The organism is Kaistella pullorum (assembly GCF_014837035.1).
GTDB classification, from domain to species: Bacteria; Bacteroidota; Bacteroidia; order Flavobacteriales; family Weeksellaceae; genus Kaistella; species Kaistella rhinocerotis.
On sequence record NZ_JACSPS010000006.1, the window covers coordinates 1 to 21814 of the forward strand.

Annotated in this window: 22 protein-coding genes; 16 read left to right on the plus strand and 6 right to left on the minus strand. The window is 37.4% G+C overall.

Annotated elements, in window-relative coordinates:
• Positions 1-218, plus strand: a 218-nt coding sequence (locus H9628_RS11425) for a hypothetical protein (RefSeq protein ID WP_251834274.1), incomplete at its 5' end; no start/stop codon positions are given.
• Here the strand turns inward: H9628_RS11425 and xerA are convergent.
• The gene (gene xerA / locus H9628_RS11430; RefSeq protein WP_251834275.1) at positions 183-1226 is read right to left on the minus strand and encodes a site-specific tyrosine recombinase/integron integrase; all 1044 of its coding nucleotides are present in this window, start codon (positions 1224-1226) and stop codon (positions 183-185) included. The two genes, H9628_RS11425 and xerA, sit on opposite strands and share 36 nt — an antisense overlap.
• 617 nt (positions 1227-1843) lie before the next feature.
• Here xerA and H9628_RS11990 point away from each other — a divergent pair.
• The 15 genes from H9628_RS11990 (at position 1844) to H9628_RS11500 (ending at position 17700) form a co-directional block, all read left to right on the plus strand.
• Positions 1844-2128: a DUF6876 family protein gene (locus tag H9628_RS11990; RefSeq protein WP_394368183.1), complete on the plus strand. Its 285-nt coding sequence runs from the start codon at positions 1844-1846 to the stop codon at positions 2126-2128.
• A gap of 149 nt (positions 2129-2277) precedes the next feature.
• On the plus strand, positions 2278-2793 hold the full coding sequence (locus H9628_RS11435) for a hypothetical protein (RefSeq protein WP_251834276.1): 516 nt from the start codon (positions 2278-2280) through the stop codon (positions 2791-2793).
• A gap of 240 nt (positions 2794-3033) precedes the next feature.
• Entirely contained in the window at positions 3034-3792 is a 759-nt protein-coding gene (locus tag H9628_RS11440) for a ParA family protein (RefSeq protein ID WP_251834277.1), read from the plus strand.
• Positions 3789-4343 (plus strand): hypothetical protein, encoded by a 555-nt coding sequence (locus H9628_RS11445; RefSeq protein ID WP_251834278.1) that lies wholly within the window; start codon positions 3789-3791, stop codon positions 4341-4343. Before H9628_RS11440 ends, H9628_RS11445 begins: the two co-directional genes overlap by 4 nt.
• An 80-nt stretch (positions 4344-4423) precedes the next feature.
• Positions 4424-4675, plus strand: a complete 252-nt coding sequence (locus H9628_RS11450) for a hypothetical protein (RefSeq protein ID WP_251834279.1) — start codon at positions 4424-4426, stop codon at positions 4673-4675.
• Positions 4675-5805, plus strand: a complete 1131-nt coding sequence (locus tag H9628_RS11455) for a hypothetical protein (protein WP_251834280.1) — start codon at positions 4675-4677, stop codon at positions 5803-5805. Before H9628_RS11450 ends, H9628_RS11455 begins: the two co-directional genes overlap by 1 nt.
• Before the next feature lie 780 nt (positions 5806-6585).
• A complete protein-coding gene (locus tag H9628_RS11460) occupies positions 6586-7137 on the plus strand; it encodes a recombinase family protein (RefSeq protein ID WP_251834281.1) in 552 nt (183 codons plus the stop codon).
• A 431-nt stretch (positions 7138-7568) separates the two neighbouring features.
• Positions 7569-7982: a hypothetical protein gene (locus tag H9628_RS11465; RefSeq protein WP_251834282.1), complete on the plus strand. Its 414-nt coding sequence runs from the start codon at positions 7569-7571 to the stop codon at positions 7980-7982.
• Positions 7983-7990: 8 nt separating this feature from the next.
• The gene (locus tag H9628_RS11470) at positions 7991-10801 is read left to right on the plus strand and encodes a class I SAM-dependent DNA methyltransferase (RefSeq protein ID WP_251834283.1); all 2811 of its coding nucleotides are present in this window, start codon (positions 7991-7993) and stop codon (positions 10799-10801) included.
• A 25-nt stretch (positions 10802-10826) separates the two neighbouring features.
• A complete protein-coding gene (locus H9628_RS11475) occupies positions 10827-11060 on the plus strand; it encodes a hypothetical protein (RefSeq protein WP_251834284.1) in 234 nt (77 codons plus the stop codon).
• 232 nt (positions 11061-11292) lie between these two features.
• Positions 11293-12198 (plus strand): HNH endonuclease, encoded by a 906-nt coding sequence (locus tag H9628_RS11480; RefSeq protein WP_251834285.1) that lies wholly within the window; start codon positions 11293-11295, stop codon positions 12196-12198.
• A gap of 64 nt (positions 12199-12262) precedes the next feature.
• Positions 12263-12580 carry a type II toxin-antitoxin system RelE/ParE family toxin gene (locus H9628_RS11485; protein WP_251834286.1) on the plus strand — a complete coding sequence of 106 codons (318 nt, stop codon included), beginning with the start codon at positions 12263-12265 and terminating at the stop codon, positions 12578-12580.
• Positions 12581-12599: 19 nt separating this feature from the next.
• On the plus strand, positions 12600-13697 hold the full coding sequence (locus H9628_RS11490) for a HigA family addiction module antitoxin (RefSeq protein ID WP_251834287.1): 1098 nt from the start codon (positions 12600-12602) through the stop codon (positions 13695-13697).
• Between the two features lie 375 nt (positions 13698-14072).
• Positions 14073-16508, plus strand: coding sequence for a DEAD/DEAH box helicase (locus H9628_RS11495; protein ID WP_251834288.1), 2436 nt, complete (start codon positions 14073-14075; stop codon positions 16506-16508).
• Positions 16501-17700, plus strand: coding sequence for a GIY-YIG nuclease family protein (locus H9628_RS11500; RefSeq protein WP_251834289.1), 1200 nt, complete (start codon positions 16501-16503; stop codon positions 17698-17700). The genes H9628_RS11495 and H9628_RS11500 overlap by 8 nt, the downstream gene beginning before the upstream one ends.
• A 132-nt stretch (positions 17701-17832) precedes the next feature.
• Here H9628_RS11500 and H9628_RS11505 read toward each other — a convergent pair whose 3' ends face one another.
• The 5 genes from H9628_RS11505 to H9628_RS11525 form a co-directional block, all read right to left on the minus strand.
• Positions 17833-18309, minus strand: coding sequence for a hypothetical protein (locus H9628_RS11505; RefSeq protein WP_251834290.1), 477 nt, complete (start codon positions 18307-18309; stop codon positions 17833-17835).
• Positions 18266-19015 (minus strand): competence protein CoiA, encoded by a 750-nt coding sequence (locus H9628_RS11510; RefSeq protein ID WP_251834291.1) that lies wholly within the window; start codon positions 19013-19015, stop codon positions 18266-18268. The genes H9628_RS11505 and H9628_RS11510 overlap by 44 nt, the downstream gene beginning before the upstream one ends.
• Positions 18988-20169, minus strand: a complete 1182-nt coding sequence (locus H9628_RS11515; RefSeq protein ID WP_251834292.1) for a Shedu anti-phage system protein SduA domain-containing protein — start codon at positions 20167-20169, stop codon at positions 18988-18990. The genes H9628_RS11510 and H9628_RS11515 overlap by 28 nt, the downstream gene beginning before the upstream one ends.
• Positions 20170-20396: 227 nt before the next feature.
• Positions 20397-20879, minus strand: a complete 483-nt coding sequence (locus tag H9628_RS11520) for a hypothetical protein (protein ID WP_251834293.1) — start codon at positions 20877-20879, stop codon at positions 20397-20399.
• 195 nt (positions 20880-21074) lie between these two features.
• A partial coding sequence (locus H9628_RS11525; protein ID WP_251834294.1) for a hypothetical protein occupies positions 21075-21814 on the minus strand: 740 nt, incomplete at its 5' end.

Below are 21814 nucleotides of genomic sequence, written 5' to 3' on the forward strand. Positions count from 1 at the left end.
AAAAAGCCCGGATTTCCAATACTGAATTAATTACAAAAACGGATCTTGGACCGGCGGAAGGTAGTATGGGCGGTAACTTGTTTATATGTCTGACTCCGTCAGACAAATACAACGGATTTTGTAGGGATTTGTCTGATTTTTGTGAGACTTATTTTATGCGCACTAAGATATATTTTATTTCTTTACAAGTCATCAAACGGACTTTTTATCTGCTGTAAACTTTTTGTGCTTACATGCGTGTAAATCTCTGTGGTTCTGCTGCTGTTATGCCCCAATAACTCCTGAATATAGCGCAAATCCGTTCCGCTTTCCAGCAAATGGGTGGCGTAGCTGTGCCGCAGCCAATGTAAGGTTACAGGCTTTTGTATGTTGCATTTTTCTAAGGCATGCTTCAAAACACTCTGAAGGCTTCTGGGAGAATAGACCGTGCCAGCTTCCTTGCCTTCGAATAAATAGGTTTTGGGTTTGTATAGCTGATAATACATCCGCAGCAAATTCAATATCTTCGGAGATAATGGCGTAATTCTGTCCTTTTTACCTTTCCCCTGCTTTATCAGAACTATATTTCGTTTAGAATCAATGTCCATTGGTCTTAAATGAAGTAATTCGCTGCAGCGCAGACCACAACTGTAAATTAAGCATAGCATGGTCTTGTGTTTCACATTGGAATGTACTTCTAGAATGTTTTTCACCTCTTCTTTACTCAAAACATTCGGCAAAAGTTTGGGTTTTTTTGGCCTGTGAATTTTTTCAATATCAATTTTAGTGTCACGAACAGTTTTAAAGTACAGTTTTACGGCGCTTGTAATTTGGTTTTGGTAAGAAGCTGAAAAATTATTTTTTAAAATGTGTTTAGTATTAAAGTAAAGAACATCATCATTTGTAATTTCGGCAATATCTTTTTCTTTGAAAAAAAATAAAAAAGAACGGAGTGCCTCCAAATAGGTTTTAATGGTGTTTGGGCTGTACCTTTTGGCAGAAAGCCACTGATCAAATTTAGCAAGGTGTTCGCGGCCTTGGGGTGAAAGTTCCAGATCCTGTTTCTGCATTATTTTAAAGCGTTTTCGGTTCTCCAAAGTATCCGGAATGTGCCAAAGCTTTTTCTGCTGGCTCCACCTTGCGCCACTGATCATTTTTATGCGGCGGATCAGCTTCTGATCGTTTTCAAAAACAACACCAATTCGATTGTCCTCTCTATGCTTTATTAGTTTTGCAGACCAAATCATAATGTTCTGATTTTGAGAAATAAAGATAATCAAATTTGGAACACTAAATCATTTCATTAGTTTTTTTTGTAGTGATGTAAATTCTGTCAATAGCGTGTGTAATATTGCATTAAATTCATAAACCTATTTGGATAGTTCTTCAATCGCAAATCACGAAATTTTATTACTTTGTAAATATTCTACCGACTACTTTTCTTCCCTCCTATTTCCGGTGTTTTTTCTGTATGCAAAACTAAAAAGGGCTGTTCTCCTAAAAAAATGAATTTGGGAATCCGTCAGCCGTTTCCTGCTGACAAACCCACCCAGGCCGTGCGGGCAAATTCATTTCGGGCTTTCATTTCATTACAGTTTTAGTCACTCTTCCCTTTTTATGTTCATTTAGCAAAGAAAGACACACCTCCATTAAACGAATAAAGACAACAGCAGAGCGTTCTTTGACATTTCCGATAAGCTTCACATTCCCCGGAAAGTTTTCGCGATCACTTCAGAAACTCTATCAATTAAAAGAAAAAAACGTGTCCTCATTACCAAATAAATACATAAACTAATAAATAAATAATAACATAATGGCTTATCAGTATAAATCTCATAAAAGAATAATTAACTAATTAAATACCGTGACAATATACCTTACCACTACCCTACATCATTTCCTGCAGTGCAATCATGCGTTTTGGATGGCGGAATTCATTTTGCTAATGGAAAGTAAACCTGAAGTTATTGCAGAACCTTTTCAGGTCTGGAAATTTCTACGTCTGCCAAACTCTCTATTTCAAATTAAGTTAGAAGACGGAAATCGGAACATTATTATTATTCATCACAAGCATCGGGAAGTCCCCAGTATTTACGAGTGTGAAATTTGGTTTGAAAATAACGTACTGTATCTCCCGCATGAGCGATGACTCCGAACCGATTGAATGTAACACTATACTAAAAACCTAAATACACATTATACTAATTAATCAATTAACTAAAGAACTAAACAAATAACAGGCTCCATTTTAAATATTGCTTTTAGATCAATATATTTAACCCACAAAATCATTTCATTATGAAGACGTTCACATCCTTTACAGAAAAAAAACGAACAAATCAGGCAGTGCTGATTTCAGCGTTTGTTGAGGAAACAGGGAAAAATGAATCTTTTTTCCTGCCTCTCTCCGTTACTAAGATTGATGGCAATACTCTCTCCGTCGATGATGAATTTTGGAAAACAAAATTGGTGGAAATGCAAAATCCGACCACGGAAAAGTTAGTGGCAATCTCTACGGCGCTTTACGAATCTGGTGAGAAATCTGCAAAAGTTTCTGTACGCGCCAAGTTAAAGAGTTTAGACCGGACATATGAGATCTGGCTATTTTTGCCCAACAGTAAAATTCAAGATGTTACCGGAACGCAAAATGAGGACGGTGGAACGAACTATACCATCAAAGTTCCGCAATGGGTCTACGAAAGTGCTTTGAAAAATGCGCTCGAGTACCAATTAAACAATTTCTGGAATAAAGACAAAGAACCTCAGGAACATTATACCGCCGAAGACTTCACCGTTTTAAATGATATTAAATAATTGCAAAGACACGGATCTTTAAATCCGTGTCTTTATTTCATAATTAACTAAAAGGATAATATCACAAATACACAATTACATAAAGATTGGTTAATATATAAGTAGTGTGAAAACGTCACTAAACCGTACTAAACAGAAGTGCAGTACAAAAAACTATTAAATAATTAACTAAACGAATAATTAAAGAATGAACTATTTGCCTAAAAACATTATCTTTACCGTTCAAAATGTAAATGAAACATGAGCACAAAAGTGATATCAGTTTTAACCCAAAAGGGTGGAGTAGGTAAAACAACTACAACCATTCACCTGGCAGCCGGCTTCGCTAAGAAAGGAAGGAAAGTGCTGGTCATTGATTTTGACAGTCAGAAGAATCTGTCGCTTGGGTATAAGCTTGATGATGATACTCCATATACAGTGGTGGACTTTCTGGAGCAGAAAGAAGGCCTTGAGTTCACACAGAAAGGTGAACACAATAATATATATGTGCTGGCCGGCTCCGAACAGCTGGAAAGTTATAAATTGGGGCGGTACGCTTTAAAGGAAAGTCTGGCACTGCTGGAAAATTTCTTTGATTATGTACTGATTGACTGTCCACCGAAGCCATTGAGCGAAGGACTGACTTTGGGAGAAGTGGCCGTATGTGCGTCGGACTATGTTTTGAGTCCAATTAAGGATGATGAATATTCGTTGGCGGGAATTACTTCGTTAATTCCTTCACTGTTGAATCTCCGGGAACGCCATAATCTAAACTTCGAATATCTTGGATTCTTTTTCAATGCTGTGTTGGTGAACTCCAGTGACTTCCGGGCCTATTATAATGACTTCCTGGAGAATGAATTTACAAAGGATTATCTGCTCAAAACATTTATCCGTCAGGATATTAATATTAAGAAAGCTATCAAAGAAGGTAAGACTATTTTCCAGATTGATAGTAAGAGTCGTGCAAGCAAGGATTACAAGAACTTGGTAAAAGAATTAAAAGTAAAAATGATATGAAACCATCTGTGTTAAGCAACTTCGGTAAGAAAAAAGAGAGTAGTGGACAGTCTCTAAAACTGCAGGATGCATTCCAAAAAATGCAGAGAAAAACAGGAGTGTTACCGAGCCCAGAACCTGCAGAACCTAAAATGGAACAGAAAAAAGTAGAGAAGGTAAAGCCGAAGAACTATAATTTCTCGTTTTCGTCTGAGGCTGAAAATATGAATTATATCCGTGCGCTGGAATTTGAAAAAAGGCAGCAGGATCCAGAGTTTTTTCAGTTTACGGCTTCGGATGTCGTGAAAGAAGGGGTGGACTTACTGCGTCAGACAGGGCAGCGACTGAAAAAGCGTCCGTCGGGCATGATCCCAACGCGTAGAGGCCGTGTAATGAAAGGTACAGAACTGAATAATCGGGTAAGGACTTCTTTCAGCCTGACGGCAAATGATGTGGAGTTTATCTATGATTATATTTATACCAAGAGTGGTAATGTGTTGGGTGCCTTTACGAAGGAAGATTTTATGAATGAAATGATCGGCGCACTCAAAGCCAAATATGGTGAATTATAATAAAAAAGGGCACCTGAAAAAATCAGACGCCCTAAACATATTTCTATGTTTTTTCCTACTTCAAATTTAATAAAAATAATATGAAAACAAGAGAAAGTGAAGGCTTCTTTTGTGTCGTATATTTTTCGGACACTAAAAAGACGGCGTATTACCACAAAGTATATACCCCAAGCAAGTTAGCGGCGACATTGCAGAACTGGCTTTGGATCAAAGTATTTATTGATAAAAACACTTATTACGCAAACACCAAGACGACCGATTATCACTGTATATTTGACAAAGATAATCCAGTGACAGAATTTTCTTTCCGACCATTTCTAAAGAAATCCTAATGAAAGCGCAAGATAAAAATACGGGCATAACAAAAACCTTCGACAGCTACGAAGCGCAGCTGGTAACGCTGTATCCGAACGAACTGATTGATTTCTTGGGAGGCTTAGAACCATTGAAAAGGATCAATATTTTCGGGCATCGAATCATTTTCGTGATGATGGAGATGCTTAAATCAACGCAGGTTCATAAGCTCTCCGTGGATGAAACGAAAGACATTATATCTAATGACTTGATGGAACGTGACGGCCGGTTTGTTTCACTACAGGACATTAGAATGGAGGAGATAGAGAAACGCCGGTTGTTGGAGTCGGGAAAGAAACTGGCGGTAATAGAAGAAAGTTATTTTGCCGACAATTTCAGCATGTTCCAAATGATTATCCCAACCAAAGCGCTGAATGATAATGGTAATATTAAAGTTAAAGATAACAGCGTTTTTCACGAGCAGCTAAAGATCCTGAAAGCGCTGGGAAACCATACCGTCAAATCTAATGTGGGAGAGGAGTATTTAATTACCAATTTCATTGAGACACCTATTTTCAACAAAGGGCAGAACTATATTCGCTTTTATATTTCGAAAGCAACGGCCAAGATGCTACTTAACAATATCGATGGATACTCAAAGGTGTACAGAAGTATCTTATTCTCTACACCCTCGACGATGCCTCTTAATGTATATCTGTATTTGAAAAAGAAATTAGGGAAAATGAATGGGGGTAATATAAAAATCCAGAAGTTCATCGATGACTTATCGCTGGCCAGTCATTATTCCAAAAAATCCAAGCTCACTGTATTCCTCGACGGCATACAGAAGAAACTGAATGAAATAGGGAATATATCTTTCGGTTATAAGATTGTAGAAGATAGTATTGTATTTTCTCTCTATGAGACAAATAACGCTGCGGTCATCGAATATCAGAGCATTGATGACTATAGGGGAAAGAATGCCTTAAAATACATTAAGAAGTCGCGTAAACTGAATGATAAGCAGATGGTTTATATTGAGGCCAAAATGAAGGAATATGGCTATGAGAAGATGAGCACAGTGACACGCAGCCGCCTAGATGTAAATATAGTCGGCGCAGATTATCTCAAGTGGTTTGTCGATAAATGTATTGAATTAAACCTATAGACCCTATTACCCCCACTGGATGTCCGGGGCTAAGTTCTATAAATCGTTGCTATTGCCAAATGGATGACGGCAAGGAATTCTATAGCTGTTGTGTAGACTGATGAATAAATGCTTTTATCATATTGTGCGTTATGTTTAGCGTCAGGGCGATCCCGGTCACGGAATACCCATAGAAGGACTATTACCCCCACTGAATGTTCCTAACAATGTTACCCCCACCGAATGTCCTCAGCATATTATTATCCCCATCGAAAGTTACTAACCAATATTACCCCCATCCAATTTCCTTATTACTCCCACTAAAAGTGCTTTTACCCCCACCGAAAGTTCTGTTACCCCCATTCGATTTCTCTATTACCCCCACTCAAAATACCCGTTACCCCCATCCAATTTCTTCTATAAATTGTTCAATACGGCAATAGCAATACGTTTAAAGGGTTTTTTTCGGTCTACTAATATTATAAGTATTTTTAATACTATAATTATTTAAAAGATAATAAGGCGTTAGCCAAGGCTAACCATCTTTTATTTGATCTTAATTTTATTTATATAGTCGGAAAAAACATTCAACTTTTTTACAGACGCTTTTTTAAGAAAAAGTTGCGCAAAAAAGAAAAATCTTAGGGTTGCAATAACGTTCAATTATGCGACTATTTTCCGGATTAACAAAAATGACGCTTTTTAAGGTCGCAATAATGTATCGCAAAATAAAATAAATTTGCGATACGTTTGTGCGATATTCGAGACTTGTTTGTAAATTGCTGAAATAAATCTTGGTTTATGTTAATAGGGTACGCACGGGTTTCAACGCAGCTACAAGATAATGCAAGCCAGATTGAGGCACTGAAGAATATTGGATGCGAAACAATCTTTGAAGAAACAATTTCCGGTGGCCGATGGGAGAGGCCGAAACTTCAGGAACTGCTGCATTATGTTCGAAAAGGAGATACAATTGTTGTGTGGAAACTTGATAGGTTATCGCGCTCATTGAAAGATCTGCTTTTTATTATGGAGCAAATTGAGAGTAGGGGGGCAGGTTTCAGAAGTCTTACGGAATCGATCGATACAACCACGTCCGCCGGAAAAATGATGATGCAGATGGTGGGAGTTTTTGCAGAGTTTGAAAGAAGTATGCTCAAAGAACGAACGATAAAAGGTTTGGAGTATGCAAAAGGTCAGGGTAGAGTAGGAGGCAGGCGCCCTAAACTGAAACAGATCCAAGTTCAGGAAATCGTGCAGTTATATGCAGGTGGTAAATCTGCCGTGGAACTTGCGCTGCTTTTCAACGTGCATAAAGCAACTGTGTACAGAATAATAAATAGCAGTAAGTAATAAAAGCATTAATGACTAATTGCATAAATGAGTTATAGTTAATATAGAATTTAAAAACGTTCTGGCAGATCAGAAGAATGAGCGGATTTTCCTATCAACCATTTCAAAAGACAGCAATAATCCATTATCATCACATGCTTAAAAACCCTTTTCTTTTGTCTCTATAAAATTCCTTCGCGGAGATATTTATAAGTTTTTCATGAATATCTAATTGTGCATTGGTGGTAATACAATCTAAGAATAATCAATTTGAGATTCTGAATGCGCTTTTTAACTCTGTATATTTTACTATAGTTGACAGATTAAAATTTTAAAATTTTCTTTAGTCAAAATGTGGTTACACAAGTGCAACCTATTTTACTTTAAAATTTTTCATTATAATACATATCTTTGAATTCATGACAGTTCGGATAAAAACTTTGGAATATTTGATGTTCAGTATAGGAGGGTATCCTGATGGATGTAATGAAATAAGAATTACTGAAAATTTTTATACTATTGCTAAAAGCCGGTTCGATCACTTAAATAAATTGCCAACACCCACATCCATTTTAGCTCCGGAGCTAAAGAGAGAATTAATAGATTCACTTAATGAAATTAGGGTACCAGAATGGAAAAGAAAATACGAAAATAACGATGTCTGCGATGGTACACAATGGGAGTTGGAAGTTAGGTACAATAACAGGAAAACCAGCAAAATTGTCATTGGAAGTAATGAATATCCATATGTGAGTCATGATGGTCAAAATGAAATAAAATCGAAAATCCTCGACCAGGAACCTGATTTCATGAAACTGCTTGCTGTTTTGAACAAAATCGCAAAAAAGAAAAATTACTTTTACTAAACACAAATATGACCTCCAAAGAAACCGAACACCACCTCGAACACCTGACTCAGAATCTCAATCCGACCGAATTTATCTACGACTTTCTCCTCGCTTTTGGCCTTCCAAAGGCTTCAGTTTCCCGGCTAAAAAAAGGCGATTTCAACAGATCCAAAGTAGCGGGCGAAATCCTTTACAAAGGCAAAATTTTCTTTAAAGAAGGGCAAACCGGCAATATGCTTTTTGAGGTCGAAGAACTTTCTCAGGATCCCAGAATTCTGAAAGAAAATCCCCGCATCATCTTCCTTACCGACTACAAAAATGTTGTTGCGAAGGATTTGCGCACAAAAGTCAACCGCGAGTTTCCAATAACCGACCTCCCAAAATACCGCGATTTTTTCGTGCCCATTACCGGTGCCGAAATCTATAAATCAACCAACGACAATAAGGCAGACCGCGAAGCTTCCTATGCGCTCGCCCGTTTTTACGATATTGTGGTTCAGGATAATCCTGAGCTTTACAAAGGTGACAGCCACAGTCTGAACATCTTGCTCTCGCGTTTGTTGTTCTGTTTCTTTGCGGAAGACACTGGCATCTTTGAAAATGAGGGCATGTTTACGGATGCAATGGCCAATAATACCACCGAAAACGGCTCTGATCTGGATGTTTTTTTCAAAGACCTGTTCGCGAAACTCAACTCCCGGAAATCCACACATCCCTCTGCAGTAAAAGATTTCCCGTATGTAAATGGTGGACTTTTCAAAGACGAAATTAAAATCCCAAAATTCTCCAAGAAATCACGGGATATTCTCCTCGATTGCGGCAACCTGAACTGGGACGAAATTAATCCCGATATCTTCGGTTCCATGATTCAGGCAGTGGCCGATCCCGAAGAGCGGTCCGGTTTGGGAATGCATTACACCTCCGTACCCAATATCCTGAAACTCATCAAACCGCTTTTCCTCGATGAGCTGTATGAAGAGTTTGAAAAAAACAGAGATAACGCTAAAAACCTGGAGAAGCTGTTAACCCGTTTATCCGACATTAAGTTTTTTGATCCCGCCTGTGGCAGCGGAAACTTCCTCATCATTACCTACAAGGAACTTCGTTTGCTTGAAATAAAAATTATTCAGCAGCTTATTGACCTCGAAAATGAGTTTGCAGACACGCCAATCACCGCCCAGACCAAAATGAATTTCTCTGGCAAGGGCGATACTGTTGCAATACCGCCAACCCAGCAGAAGATTAATTTTGGCGGCAAACAGGCAAAAATCTACTATCCCCAGATTCACCTTTCTCAGTTCTACGGAATTGAGATTAAGGATTTTGCGCACGAAGTGGCCATTCTCTCCCTTTGGCTGGCAGAGCACCAGATGAACAAGGTCTTTGTAGACCAACTAGAAGGTTTCGGCCAGACCGATCCAATTTTGCCGCTGAAGGAATCCGGGAAAATTACTCAGGGCAATGCCGCAACTCTGGATTGGGAGAAAGCCTGTTCAAAAGAAGAAAATGATGAAATTTACATTATTGGAAATCCGCCGTACTTGGGTTACAGTCGGCAAAATATTGACCAAAAAAATGACTTAGCGACAGTTGTGTCTTACATACCAAATTATAAAAAACTTGATTATATTGTAATTTGGTTTATCAAGGCAACCAATTATATAAAATCCCCACAACAAAAGTACGCCTTTGTTTCTACCAACTCAATAACCCAAGGCGAACAAGTTAGTTTGTTATTTCCATACATTCTGAGTAGAAATCAAGAAATATTTTTTGCACATCAATCCTTTAAATGGCAAAATAATGCAAAAGGTAACGCTGGTGTGGCAGTTATTATTGTTGGAATAAGGATGGCTAGCAACGAAAAAAAAGTATTGTTTTCGGAGAATTTACAGATTGTATCCACCAATATCAACCCATACTTGATTAATGCGCCAAACAATTTAGTGTACCCTAGAAATACACCTCTTTCTGCTTTCCCAGAAATGATTAAAGGTAGTTCTCCTGGAGATAATGGAAACTTGCTTTTAGATAATTCCGAAAGGGAAGAGATATTACAGGCGGAACCGGATGCGGAAAAATTTATTAAAAAATATATAGGTGCATATGAATTCATGCATTCTATAGATAGGTACTGCATTTATGTTACTGATGAAAATTTAGAAGATGCACATAACATATCCTCATTTAAAGGAAGATTTGGGAAAGTAGCGGACTTTAGGAAACAGAGCACTAAAGTTGCAACCCAAAACAAAGCGAAAATTCCTTATTTTTTTGATGAAAACAAGCATAGAGAGGAAGATTTTTTACTGATTCCACAAACAGGATCAGAAAGGCGCGAATACCTTCCCATAGGCTATTTTGATAAGTCAAATATTGTCTCCAACGCAGTTAGAGTTATTTATACTTCTGAGACCTGGATTTTCGGTGTTTTAAGTTCGAAAATTCACATGGTATGGATTAGAGCAATTGCTGGAAGATTAAAAACAGATATGCAATATTCCAACACTCTTTGCTACAATACTTTTCCATTCCCAGAAATTCCAACCAAACAGAAAGAAATCATTAACCAGTATGTTTTTGCCATTTTAGATGAGCGCGCAAAATTCCCTCAAAAAACCATGGCTTGGCTCTACAATCCCGATACCATGCCCAAAGACCTGAAGAACGCCCACCGCGAACTCGACGAAGCCATAGAAAGATGCTACCGCCTCGCGCCCTTCACCAGCGATGCCGAACGCCTGGAGTACCTTTTCAAAATGTACGATGAAATGACGAAGAAGGATACGTTGTGGGGCAAGGTGAAGAAGGGGAAGAAAAAGAAAAATGAAATTTAATTTTGGTATTATTTAAAAACATCAAATGAGTAATATAGAAAGCATATATAATTCTCTGGAAATTGACAAACCGGTATTTATTTATGATGATTTTGAGCAAGTTGTCATTAAATTAATGGTATCTGAAAATAACAAAATCTCCGCTTTTGCAAAACATAAAGGTAGAAATGAATACAGTTTGGATCCCACTACAAAATTGGTATATAATGCGGAATTAGGTGGGGAAATAGTAAATCAGGAGTTTTACGATAATTATTAAGGAAAATGAAATTTTAAACAAACTCTGGTTTGATGAGTTTTAAATACTACAATCTAACACTGATAACATTGATCAAAGAAATACCACCCCTCGAAAGATTTTATCGCTTAGTACTACATGTGAGTGATATTGAAAGATTAGAAAATCTTTTCAAGAAGTATGATGAAATGACAAAAAAGGATACGCTGTTTGAGAAGGCGAAGAAAAGCAGGAAAAGAAAATGATTTCGAAATTGCAATTAATAGAAGACTCACAATGGATTAGGGAAAACTATAGGCCGATATATTTTTGTGATTTAGAAAGTATATCCAGAAAAAGTAAAACCGGAGAAAAAGATCACTGTAAATTTTGCAAGAAAAAGCATCCGGAGGTGAGTTTCAATAATGAATCACATCTTTTTCCGCAGTTTATTGGTAATAAATATTTGTTGGCAAATGACGAATGTGATCGGTGCAACGAAAAATTTGGCAGAACAATAGAAAATGAGTTTGCAAATTTTATAAAAATATTTCATAATATTTATGGCGTGAAGGGACAAAAAAAATTCCCCACCTATAAAAAAAACAATATCAGACTGGAACGAAATGAGAACCATTTCGATTTAATTGGGATTGATGAAGGCTTAATAAGTACAGAAGGTGGTAAGTTGTTTTTGGAAACAGATCCTTTTATACCATTATCTATTTATAAATGTTTAGTAAAGATGGCTCTTTCATTGATTAATAAGAAACATTTTGAAATATTTGAGAAAACATTTGAGTGGCTCCAAGATGAAACAAATGAAGTTATTAAAAGCAATGCAATTTTACCTTTATATTTCAGTCAAAATTGCGAGGAATATATTTTCAATACACAAGCGTACTTGCTGGAACGAAAGGGAGACAGTGACAAACTTCCATCTTATATATTCAAAATATATTATTCAATATTTTCGTTTCAAGTTCTTCTACCATTCAACAAAAGTGACGGTCACAACTCATATGATTTAGTCAATTTCAAAAGTATTCCTAATAATTTTGAATTGGATGATCCGCTCAAAACCACTCGATATTATATGGATTGCAATATTGTAACTAAAAGTATACTCGGCGTTACAATTGAAATTGCAAACTTAGCGCAAACACAATCTCATCTTTAAATTCACTTTATAAGTGAATAATTGTATATCTTTGCATTACATTTCACCGCTCAAAATCTTAATAATGCAGATTGAATTTATGGAAGATTATCTTCTCGAATTGTATGAACAGGGCAAAACCAAAAATAAAAAACACAGGTTTCAGCCGCAGGTCATCAGAAAATACAAACAGAAAATAGACATACTGAAAGCCGTTTCGCGTGTTGAAGATCTGTTTGTAATGAACAGCATGAACTACGAAGTACTTACCAATTTCAACGGAAGACAGTCGGTACGGGTGGATGGTAAATTCAGAATTGAGTTTTACACTTCCACTGAAGGCCAGGAACCCGATACCATTACCATTTGTTCGATCGCTGAATTGAGCAATCATTATCAATAAAAAAACAAAATTGTAAGCAATGACAACAAAAACAGCAAACCCGGGAGCAGTTCCTTATCAGGCAACACATCCGGGAATTTTGATTGCAGATGAGTTGGAGGCACGTGATGATTTGAACCAAAAGGAATTGGCCCACCTTCTGGGGGTGAGTTCTACATTCCTTAACGAAATTATTAAGGGCAAAAGACCCGTTACCGCAGATACTGCATTGGTATTGGAAAAAGCGCTGGGCATACCCGCAGATTTTTGGCTGAAGTTCCAGGTACAGCATGACCTAGATTTAGCAAGAATTAAGGAGAAGAATGTGAAAAAAGTTCAGAATATTGAAGTCTGGAGCATCATTAAAAATTATGTTCCGGTAAATATGTTTAAAAAATTGGGGTATCTGTCCGATGATATCGAAAAGAACATCCAGCAGATATTTACGATTTTTAAAGTGCAGTCGGTCGACGATCTGATTAACCAGTTTGCGGAAAGAAAATTTTCGTTTTACAGAAAATCCCAGAAGTTAACCGTAGATGAGAAAAACTTGTTTTCCTGGAGTGCTTTGGCTGAATATGAAGCCTCTTTAGTGGAGGTCGAAAATTTTAAAGACGGTCAACAGTCATTAATTGATGAACTGAACCAGTGTTTTCTGGAGAATCACAATCTTAAACAGCGTGTGAAATCAGTTTTGGCTGACCACGGGATTAAACTGATAATCCTCGAAAAATTTACGAAAACGCCTGTGGATGGGTATTCATTTTGGAGCGACAAAAACCCGGCAATTATCTTGACTTGTAGATATAATCGTCTTGACAACCTGGCGTTTACTTTATTTCATGAACTTGGTCATGTTTTCTTACATCTTAGCGAAAACCGCGATCTTAAATTCCTGGACTTAGATGATAAGGTAGTAACGGTATATGAAGAAGAAGCTGATATTTTTGCAAGAAACAGCTTAATTGATGCTGCTGTTTGGAAAGAATTTAAAAAATATGAATTTCCCTTAAGTGATAAAGTAATTGCGCAGCTGGCAAGTAGCCATAATATTCACCCCGCGATCATTCTCGGACGAATGTGTTTCGAAAATAATACGTATAAAGTATTCTCAAGTATAGACAGGCTTATCAAATAGCATATAACAGTAAGGAATCAGTGGGAGCAACAAAATCGTGAGTCCTGTGCAGCGGATCATTTAAATTTTGTCATCGGTTTTGGAATACAAATGAGTTTGTTTACACTAAACAGGCCAATAATGTAAGCAAAGAATTTAGCATTCAGTTTTTTTAACTAATACCAACTCAGTAATAAGAGGATTCTTTCAGCTTACATTTGGAGTTCTTGAACTTTTTTAGATTTACTTTAGACATCTTTTAATTAAACTTTAGACAAACTTTTAGTTAGTCTATTTTCATAATACACTGTATGTCAATCAACTAAACGATAATCACAAGATAAAAGATCCCGATTTTTTAGATAAACTTTAGACATTCCTAAACACAAAAAACACATGACATACGCCTCGGATCTTCAGAACAAAATAAACGAACTTGGCCTTACCAGCGAAAACTGGCTCTACCTGCCCATAAAAAACGAATACCTTCACGAGATGCGCAGCGGTTCAAAAAACGTGGAATACCGCGAATTGTCCGATCACTACTTACAAAAGCTTTTTCATAAAAATGCCAAAGGCCAGTACGACAAACTGAAACCTAAAACGTACTTACTCCTTCAGGGCGGCTACAATCCCGACAGCCCACGGATGCTGATAGAATTGAAGGGAGTGGTGATCAACGGAGATAAATTCCCGGTTAACCTGGATACCAAAGGTCACAGTCTTTCTTCTGACACCATCAATCTATTGCTTGGTAAGATTGAGTACGACAGTGTTAACTTTTCAGTAATGATTCCATCTTCCAAAAAAGAAAAAAAGACCGTGTTGAAAAAAGAAATTCATCATCCCGAATACCTGAAACCGATTAATCTGGTAGAAGTCCAGTATGCACAGACAGGACAAAGCAAAAAGATCAATGAGCTCGGCATGCGCGAAATGCAGCAGAAGGCTTACGAAGGGCGTACCGCAAAATACCTGCTTCTGAAAGCGCCACCAGCTTCCGGTAAATCTCGAGCGTTGATGTTTATTGGTTTAGATAAGTTGATCAATCAGGGCATTAAGAAAGTAATCGTTGCAGTTCCAGAACGGTCCATTGGCGCATCTTTCAGTCCTACTGATCTGGTGAGCCATGGTTTTTTTGCCAATTGGGAACCTAACCTCAAATACAATCTTTGTACTCCCGGCAGCGATAAAAGCAAAGTGAAGGCATTTATCAGTTTTCTGGAAAGTGATGAAAGAATTTTAATCTGCACCCACGCAACCCTGCGTTTTGCATTTGAAGGGATTCAGCCAACAGACTTGAACGATACACTTTTAGCGATTGACGAATTCCACCATGTTTCTGCTGATGGAGAGAATAGATTGGGCGAAGTGATCAGAAATATTATGGTAAAATCTACCGCCCATCTGGTCGCCATGACAGGATCCTATTTTCGTGGAGATAGTGTTCCGGTTCTCATGCCTGAAGATGAAGCAAAATTTACGAAAATCACCTACAATTACTACCAGCAGCTCAATGGATATGAGTTCCTGAAATCGTTAGGGATTGGCTACCATTTTTATATGGGCCGATATTATAAACCAAATCCTGAAACCGGCTTATCAGCACTAGAAGAAATTCTTGATGAAGACAAAAAAACCATCATTCATATTCCTTCTGTTAATTCTGCAGAAAGTTCAAAGCAGAAATACGAGGAAGTGAATCATATCATCGACTGTTTGGGCGAAATGGAATACCAGGACGATGAAACCAAGATCATGTACATCAAAAGTAAACGCTCCGGTAGAATCCTGAAAGTGGCAGATTTGGTAAATGATGATCCGCGTTCCAGAGATAAAGTAGTTGCTTATTTAAGGGGCGTCAGTAGTCCTGAAGATATCGATATGATTATTGCGCTGGGAATGGCGAAAGAAGGCTTCGACTGGCCTTTCTGCGAACATGCATTAACCATTGGCTACCGAGGCTCTTTAACCGAAATTATTCAGATCATTGGTAGGGCAACGCGCGACAGTTCAAACAAAACCCATGCACAGTTTACCAACCTGATTGCTTCTCCGGAAGCTGAGGACGACGACGTGAAAGTGGCAGTTAACAATATGCTGAAGGCGATCACGGCCTCATTGTTAATGGAGCAGGTTCTCGCGCCCAACTTCAAATTTAAACCGAAGAAGAATGATGATGACGACGAAAATGATGATGAATTTGATGACAATAATGGCACCTTACATATCGAAGGATTTAAGCTGCCGACTTCACAGAGAGCCAAAGACATTATCGAAAGCGATATCAATGACTTAAAAGCCCGAATTTTGCAGGATGATACCATGCTCAAAGCCATGCCTGGAAATCTGGAACCCGAAACCATCAATACAGTGTTGATTCCAAAGATCATCCGTGAAGTATATCCGGACTTAAATGACGAAGAAGTCGAAGCGGTACGACAGTATGTAGTAGTGGATTCAGTGATAAAAGCGGGAACCGTTGAGGAACAGGGTGGCAAGAAGTTCATCAGGATGGCTGGAAGTTTTGTAAATATTGATGATATTCATATTGATTTGATTGATTCGATTAACCCGTTCCAACGTGCATTCGAGATCCTCTCCAAAAGTGTAACAACCAGAATGTTGAAAGCGATTCAGGACACCATAACTGCGATTAAGATTGAAATGACGGAACAGGAGGCTATTCTCCTATGGCCCAAAATTAAGGAGTTCAGAGCGAAAACAGGGGAAGAGCCAAGCTTGCAGTCATTTGACCAAAAAGAAGTTCGTATGGCCGAAGCCATTATATTTTTAAGAGAAGCAAAAAGACAAAGACAGCAAAATGCCTAAAAGTTTAGACGATATTTTTGATGATGACGAATTCGGCTTATTGGATTTTAAAGAAAAGAAATCCATAATCAAGACCGATGAAGACCGCCTGACTGACGTTTTTATGGAAATCAATCAGTTCTACGAGAAAAATGGTCGGGAACCATCCACCAGCTCAATGTCCGAATACGGCTTGCTGTCTAAACTTAAAGCATTCCGTTCCAATGAGGCGCACAAAAAAATCCTGAAACCTTTTGACCGTTACAACCTTCTCGGTGAAGTGGCAATGGAGGAAATAACACTTGATGATATCCTGGAAGATGACGATTTAGGTCTGCTCGAAACAGATGCTGACAACTCCATATTTTCATTCACCCATACACCAAAACCGGGAGAAAGAGCCAAATCAGATTTCATTGCTCAACGGCAGCCAATGAAAGAAAAGGAATTTGCGAAATATGAAGAGATGTTCCGAAAAATTCATAAAGAATTAAAAGAAGGAAAAAGAAAACTCAGGAATTTCGACTTTTCACAAGAAAATTTACAGATTGGGAAATTTTATCTTGCAGACGGTATGATGCTTTATTTGGAATCAGCTGATCTGGAGAAGAAAATTATGACTTCACCATCTGGAACGGCCGAACGTATAGACGGTCGAACAGTTACAGTATTCGAAAATGGTACATCCTCAAATTTACTGTTCCGTTCTCTTGGTAGATTGGTCCAGCAGAAAGGAAAATTAATTACGGATACACTTGAAAATATCGAAGATGACCTGCAAAAAAAAGCACGCTTAATTGATGAAGAAGATGTAAAAAGCGGTTGGATTTATGTACTGAAGTCCAAATCGCCTAATCCAAAAATAAGTCAGATTAAAGATTTGTATAAGATCGGGTTTTCTACAAATTCCGTGAAAGACCGTGTAAAAAATGCGGACAGCCAGGCAACATATCTCTTTTCAGATGTTGAAATAATTGCGACGTACAAATGCTTCAACCTCAATACCCATAACTTCGAAAATTTATTGCACCGTTTCTTTGGAGATTGCTGCCTCAATATTGATCTTTACGACGAAAATAAAAAGCGCATTACCCCACGCGAATGGTTTGTGGTGCCACTGCCGATTATAGATGAAGTAGTTGAGTTAATAATCTCAGGAGGCATTGTAAATTACAGGTATGATGTCGCAAATCAGATGTTAGTTTTAAAATAAAATCTTCAGAAATACATGAATCGATTAATTCTGATTGGAAACGGCTTTGACTATGGTTCATAGTATGAAACTTATATAAAGATTTTATTCTATCTTACTAAAGGATGGTTTCTTAGAAATGCTAAATAAGGGTTATTTTGATTCTTCATTTTGTATAAGTTCGACCGCGCTAATAGATACCTTGTTAGCGGCAGTGTTATATAGCATTGCCCGTTCTTTACATTTTAAAATTGCTTCTTCTGTTAATGGAGTGAAAAATTCGTCATTTTTATAGTTTTTCCATTTAATAAAAACCCAATTACCATTTATATCCTTTTTAAAATATTTATTATTACCATTTCCTAATTTTCCATTTATACTTCTCTTTCCATATATTGTTAGGTCCCCGACACTATCAAATATTTTTTTTGAAGGTATTTTTTTCCAAATTTCAAGGCTTCTATAAATCGAAATATTCCAAATAGTGGAACGCCAAGGAACATATTCGTGCTCGCTTCCTTCTGTTGTCTTAAAATTTGAAATAGGAACCCATTCAATATTATCAAATCCTCTTCCTGTAAATTCGTCAAAGCGTCTTACCTTTTTGTAAACTCTTAACCTCGGCGTCAAGTATTGTATAGTCAATAGATAAGGAGAATCCAAATCTCTTAATAGACCATTCTTGATTTGTTTTGGTATCCGCACTTTTACCAAGCCACCAAATTGTCTCAATTCCAAGTTTTCTATAATCATTTGTTCTGTTTTCAAGATGTTCAGTTGTTATTGACGCAAGTTGTATTTCATGGACAACAACCCATCCGCTTGGAAAAACCATTGCAATATCCGCTATTCTTTTTATTTCAGGGATTATATATTCAAATTTAATGTTTGCAGAGCCATATTCTTCCCAATTAGTTTTAATATGATTTGCAATTATTACTTTTCCTAAATTATGTTGTGGACTTTCAGGATGTCTTTCAAAATCTGACGTACATACATTAATGTGAAAGAAATGCTTCGCCCGTAATAGACCATGTTTTATGGAAACTCGTCCATTACAGAATTTACAACATATTCTTTCTTTATCGATAGTCTCTCTTGGATTATCAATGTTTGTTATATCTAATTCTTCACTTGTGTCAATATATTTCGCTGTTAACATCTTCTTATTTTTAGCATTGCGGTTGCGAGCTGGAATAGTTGCCGATGAAAGCGAACCGTGTACTGTCAGCAAGATAAAATATTCTTCGTCAAAATTAAGCTCTAACTGCCTGAAAACTCGCCAATTATTTTTGCTTGCTGTTGGCGCTAGTGATTGTATTTTTCTTTGTGGCAAATGTAATACGCTCGCATATAAAGTTCGTCAAATGTTAGAATTTCCACATTTCTAGAATCTCTGCGAAAAAGTTCAAATGTTTTCCTTTTAATCTCTTTGATTTTTGGTGTGTCTGCCGATTTCTCGATCTCTTTTTCTAAATTCCCTATTAGTAAAATGCATTTTGAGTCATAACCTTTTTGCGTAATTTTTTCTTCTAAGTGATTATATGGTTCTTTTTCAAGTTTGAGTTGACCAGCAGCCTTTTGCTCTAGAATTTGAGAAACGGCATAAACCAGTTTATTCGACAAACACCAACTACCCGAACGGTTTTTTCCACTTGGTGCATTTACAAATATCTCTGTTTCTGGTGTTTTAAGTTCGACAAACGTAGTGAAATAATTGTCACCAATTAAAAAATCACCATTAACCTGTTCCTTCCCAGCTCCATCTGTATCCGAAGCTGCAAATTCTTTTTGAAGTATATTCTGATAACGATAGTCAAGCCCATAACCAAAAATCCATGGATTTTTATTAAAGAAGTATTGCCAAGCAATTTCATCTTTCGAATTTGGTTTTATGCCTTTTGTCTCTAAGTCAGTCACAAGGCCCGCAACGCTCTCTTCTTTTTTATAATCTTGAATATAACCTTCCTCGTTTAATAAGCGGTAAAAGAGATTAAGCTGATTTTTTCGATATCCAGTATTGACGATATCCTGACTGGTAACAATGTCGTTGTCCAGTAACTGTTGTATTACGTCTGCGCCGTCCGCGCCTTGCAATAATGTGGCTATTTTCTTTTTTGTTTCATCATCGAGAATGTCTAGCGAATTATCCGCTAGCTTTAGTCTTCTTTCAGCAACTGTGCTTAAATCTAGATCGTGAATAAAATTTAAAAACAACTCAAGCTGCGCAAAGTTGAATTTTGAAAATGATATTTTCTGGGATTCTTTCCCCCCGATAATTTTAATGATATCCAAGCCTTCAATATCATTTCGCGATGGCAAATATTTTATTTGCATAAACGTTTTTGATGACAGTTGAATAGTTGTATTTTCATTATCTGCAAATACAACTTTAAAAAATCTGCTGTTTTCAAACTCGTGATTGTAGAGTTGTTCCAATTTGAAATTGTCAATGATCTCTGCCGGTTTTGTTTTCGGTAAAATTCCCATAAGAAAAAATTTTCCGGTTAAGGTATATAAATGTTAGTCAGAATAATATATCATTACCGCCAACGTTTTGCAGCTACCCGAAGGGCGGGACTTTTACCACAAAACTTGATTTGAAAAACTAATGTTTGATTAACCACAAAACTGTCTTTGGAACACGAAATCCCGCCTTTTGGGTAGGTGCTGTTAGCGGTTCGTGCTTCTTTTCCGTTCTCGTATGTTTGCATAAATTATGTTGTCTCAAGTGATTTGTCAATTACCCAAGGAATGTAAGTCATAAACTCTATTTGAACTAAACCTGTCTTGTCGGCAAAATGTGCTAAGTCCTTACCAACTGCAAAGCCGATAGAAAACGTGTCATTTATCGCAGTCAAATCAAAGGTGTGTCCTCCAGAAGGAAGAGGAACTCTGTAGTCCTTGCCAGTTAATACTCGTCCCTTAAAATGAAGCCAACCTCCAATGTGATGAAGTCCGTCAGGCAATGTCTCAAAGGATATGATTTCTACTTCTTTTTTGTAATCAATTCCTAAGTCGTCAAAAAATCGCTTGATTTCGTCAGGGAAAACTTTGTCACGATAAGCAACATAGTTTTTACAGTCGTTACAAACACAACTGTCAGCCCCACTTACTGAAACGCTGTTATAAGTCTGCCGTGTCAAGTCACGGTCAACTTCAAACTCCCAATCTTTATATTTTACTTTAGTAACGGTCACTGTTTTTTGTCAGTCTTTTGGTGTCAGCACGGTCGTCATAGCATGACCGCTAACGTTTTGCAGATTTGCGATGGGCGGGCTTTACAGCACAAATGCTCATTCGAAGAGCTAAACTTTCTTTAACCACAAAACTGTCTGCAGAGCACGAAACCCCGCCTATTGCAAATGTGCTGTTAGTGGTAGTTTTTCTTTCCATCAGTCAATTAGTTTCGTGTCAAGCAGCGATAATGATTGTTGTATTCCTTCATCAAGCAGTCGTCCGTTTAATTTTAATTTATCTTTTGTCTTTACTTTTTGTTCGTCTGATTTGTCAGCGAAGTAAATTACCAATTTTCTAAGTTGTCCTTTATAGTTAATTTCACTCGTCAAGTATATGTGTCCACCGTCTGCACCACTTGTTAGTGTTTGAAAGTCCGTAATTTCAATTTCAAAGTTTGATATTTTGTCGAACAACTCCCAGCTTTGCTCAAAACTCTCCCTGCTAATTTCGGAAACATTAAAATGCTCTTTGAATTCATTCAGTAATAAATTGTTGTCAGTCCAATAGCCAGAATTGTCTTTGTGTGGCATTTTTAATATTACTCGCCCTTCCTTGTCTAAACCAATTTCACGTTCTGGTATTCCAGTTTCATTGTCACATTCTACAAGCCAATATTGCACTTCATCTATTTTGCCTTCAAAGTCGGGATTTGCTTTGGGAATAATCGATGTCAAAATACCTACCAATGCTTTTTTCAACGAACTTTTTATCAGTCCATGTTTTACAGAATGCCTGTCGTTTTTTGGTGCGTCAAATTGTATGTAGGTCGTCTTCATAAAATTACCACTAACGTCCGGCGTATATGGAGGGTTGCGGCGGCTGCCCCAGATCTTCGTACAAAAACCGGACTTTAAACTTAGCGAAAATTCTGATACAAAAGCAGACTTCCGCAATC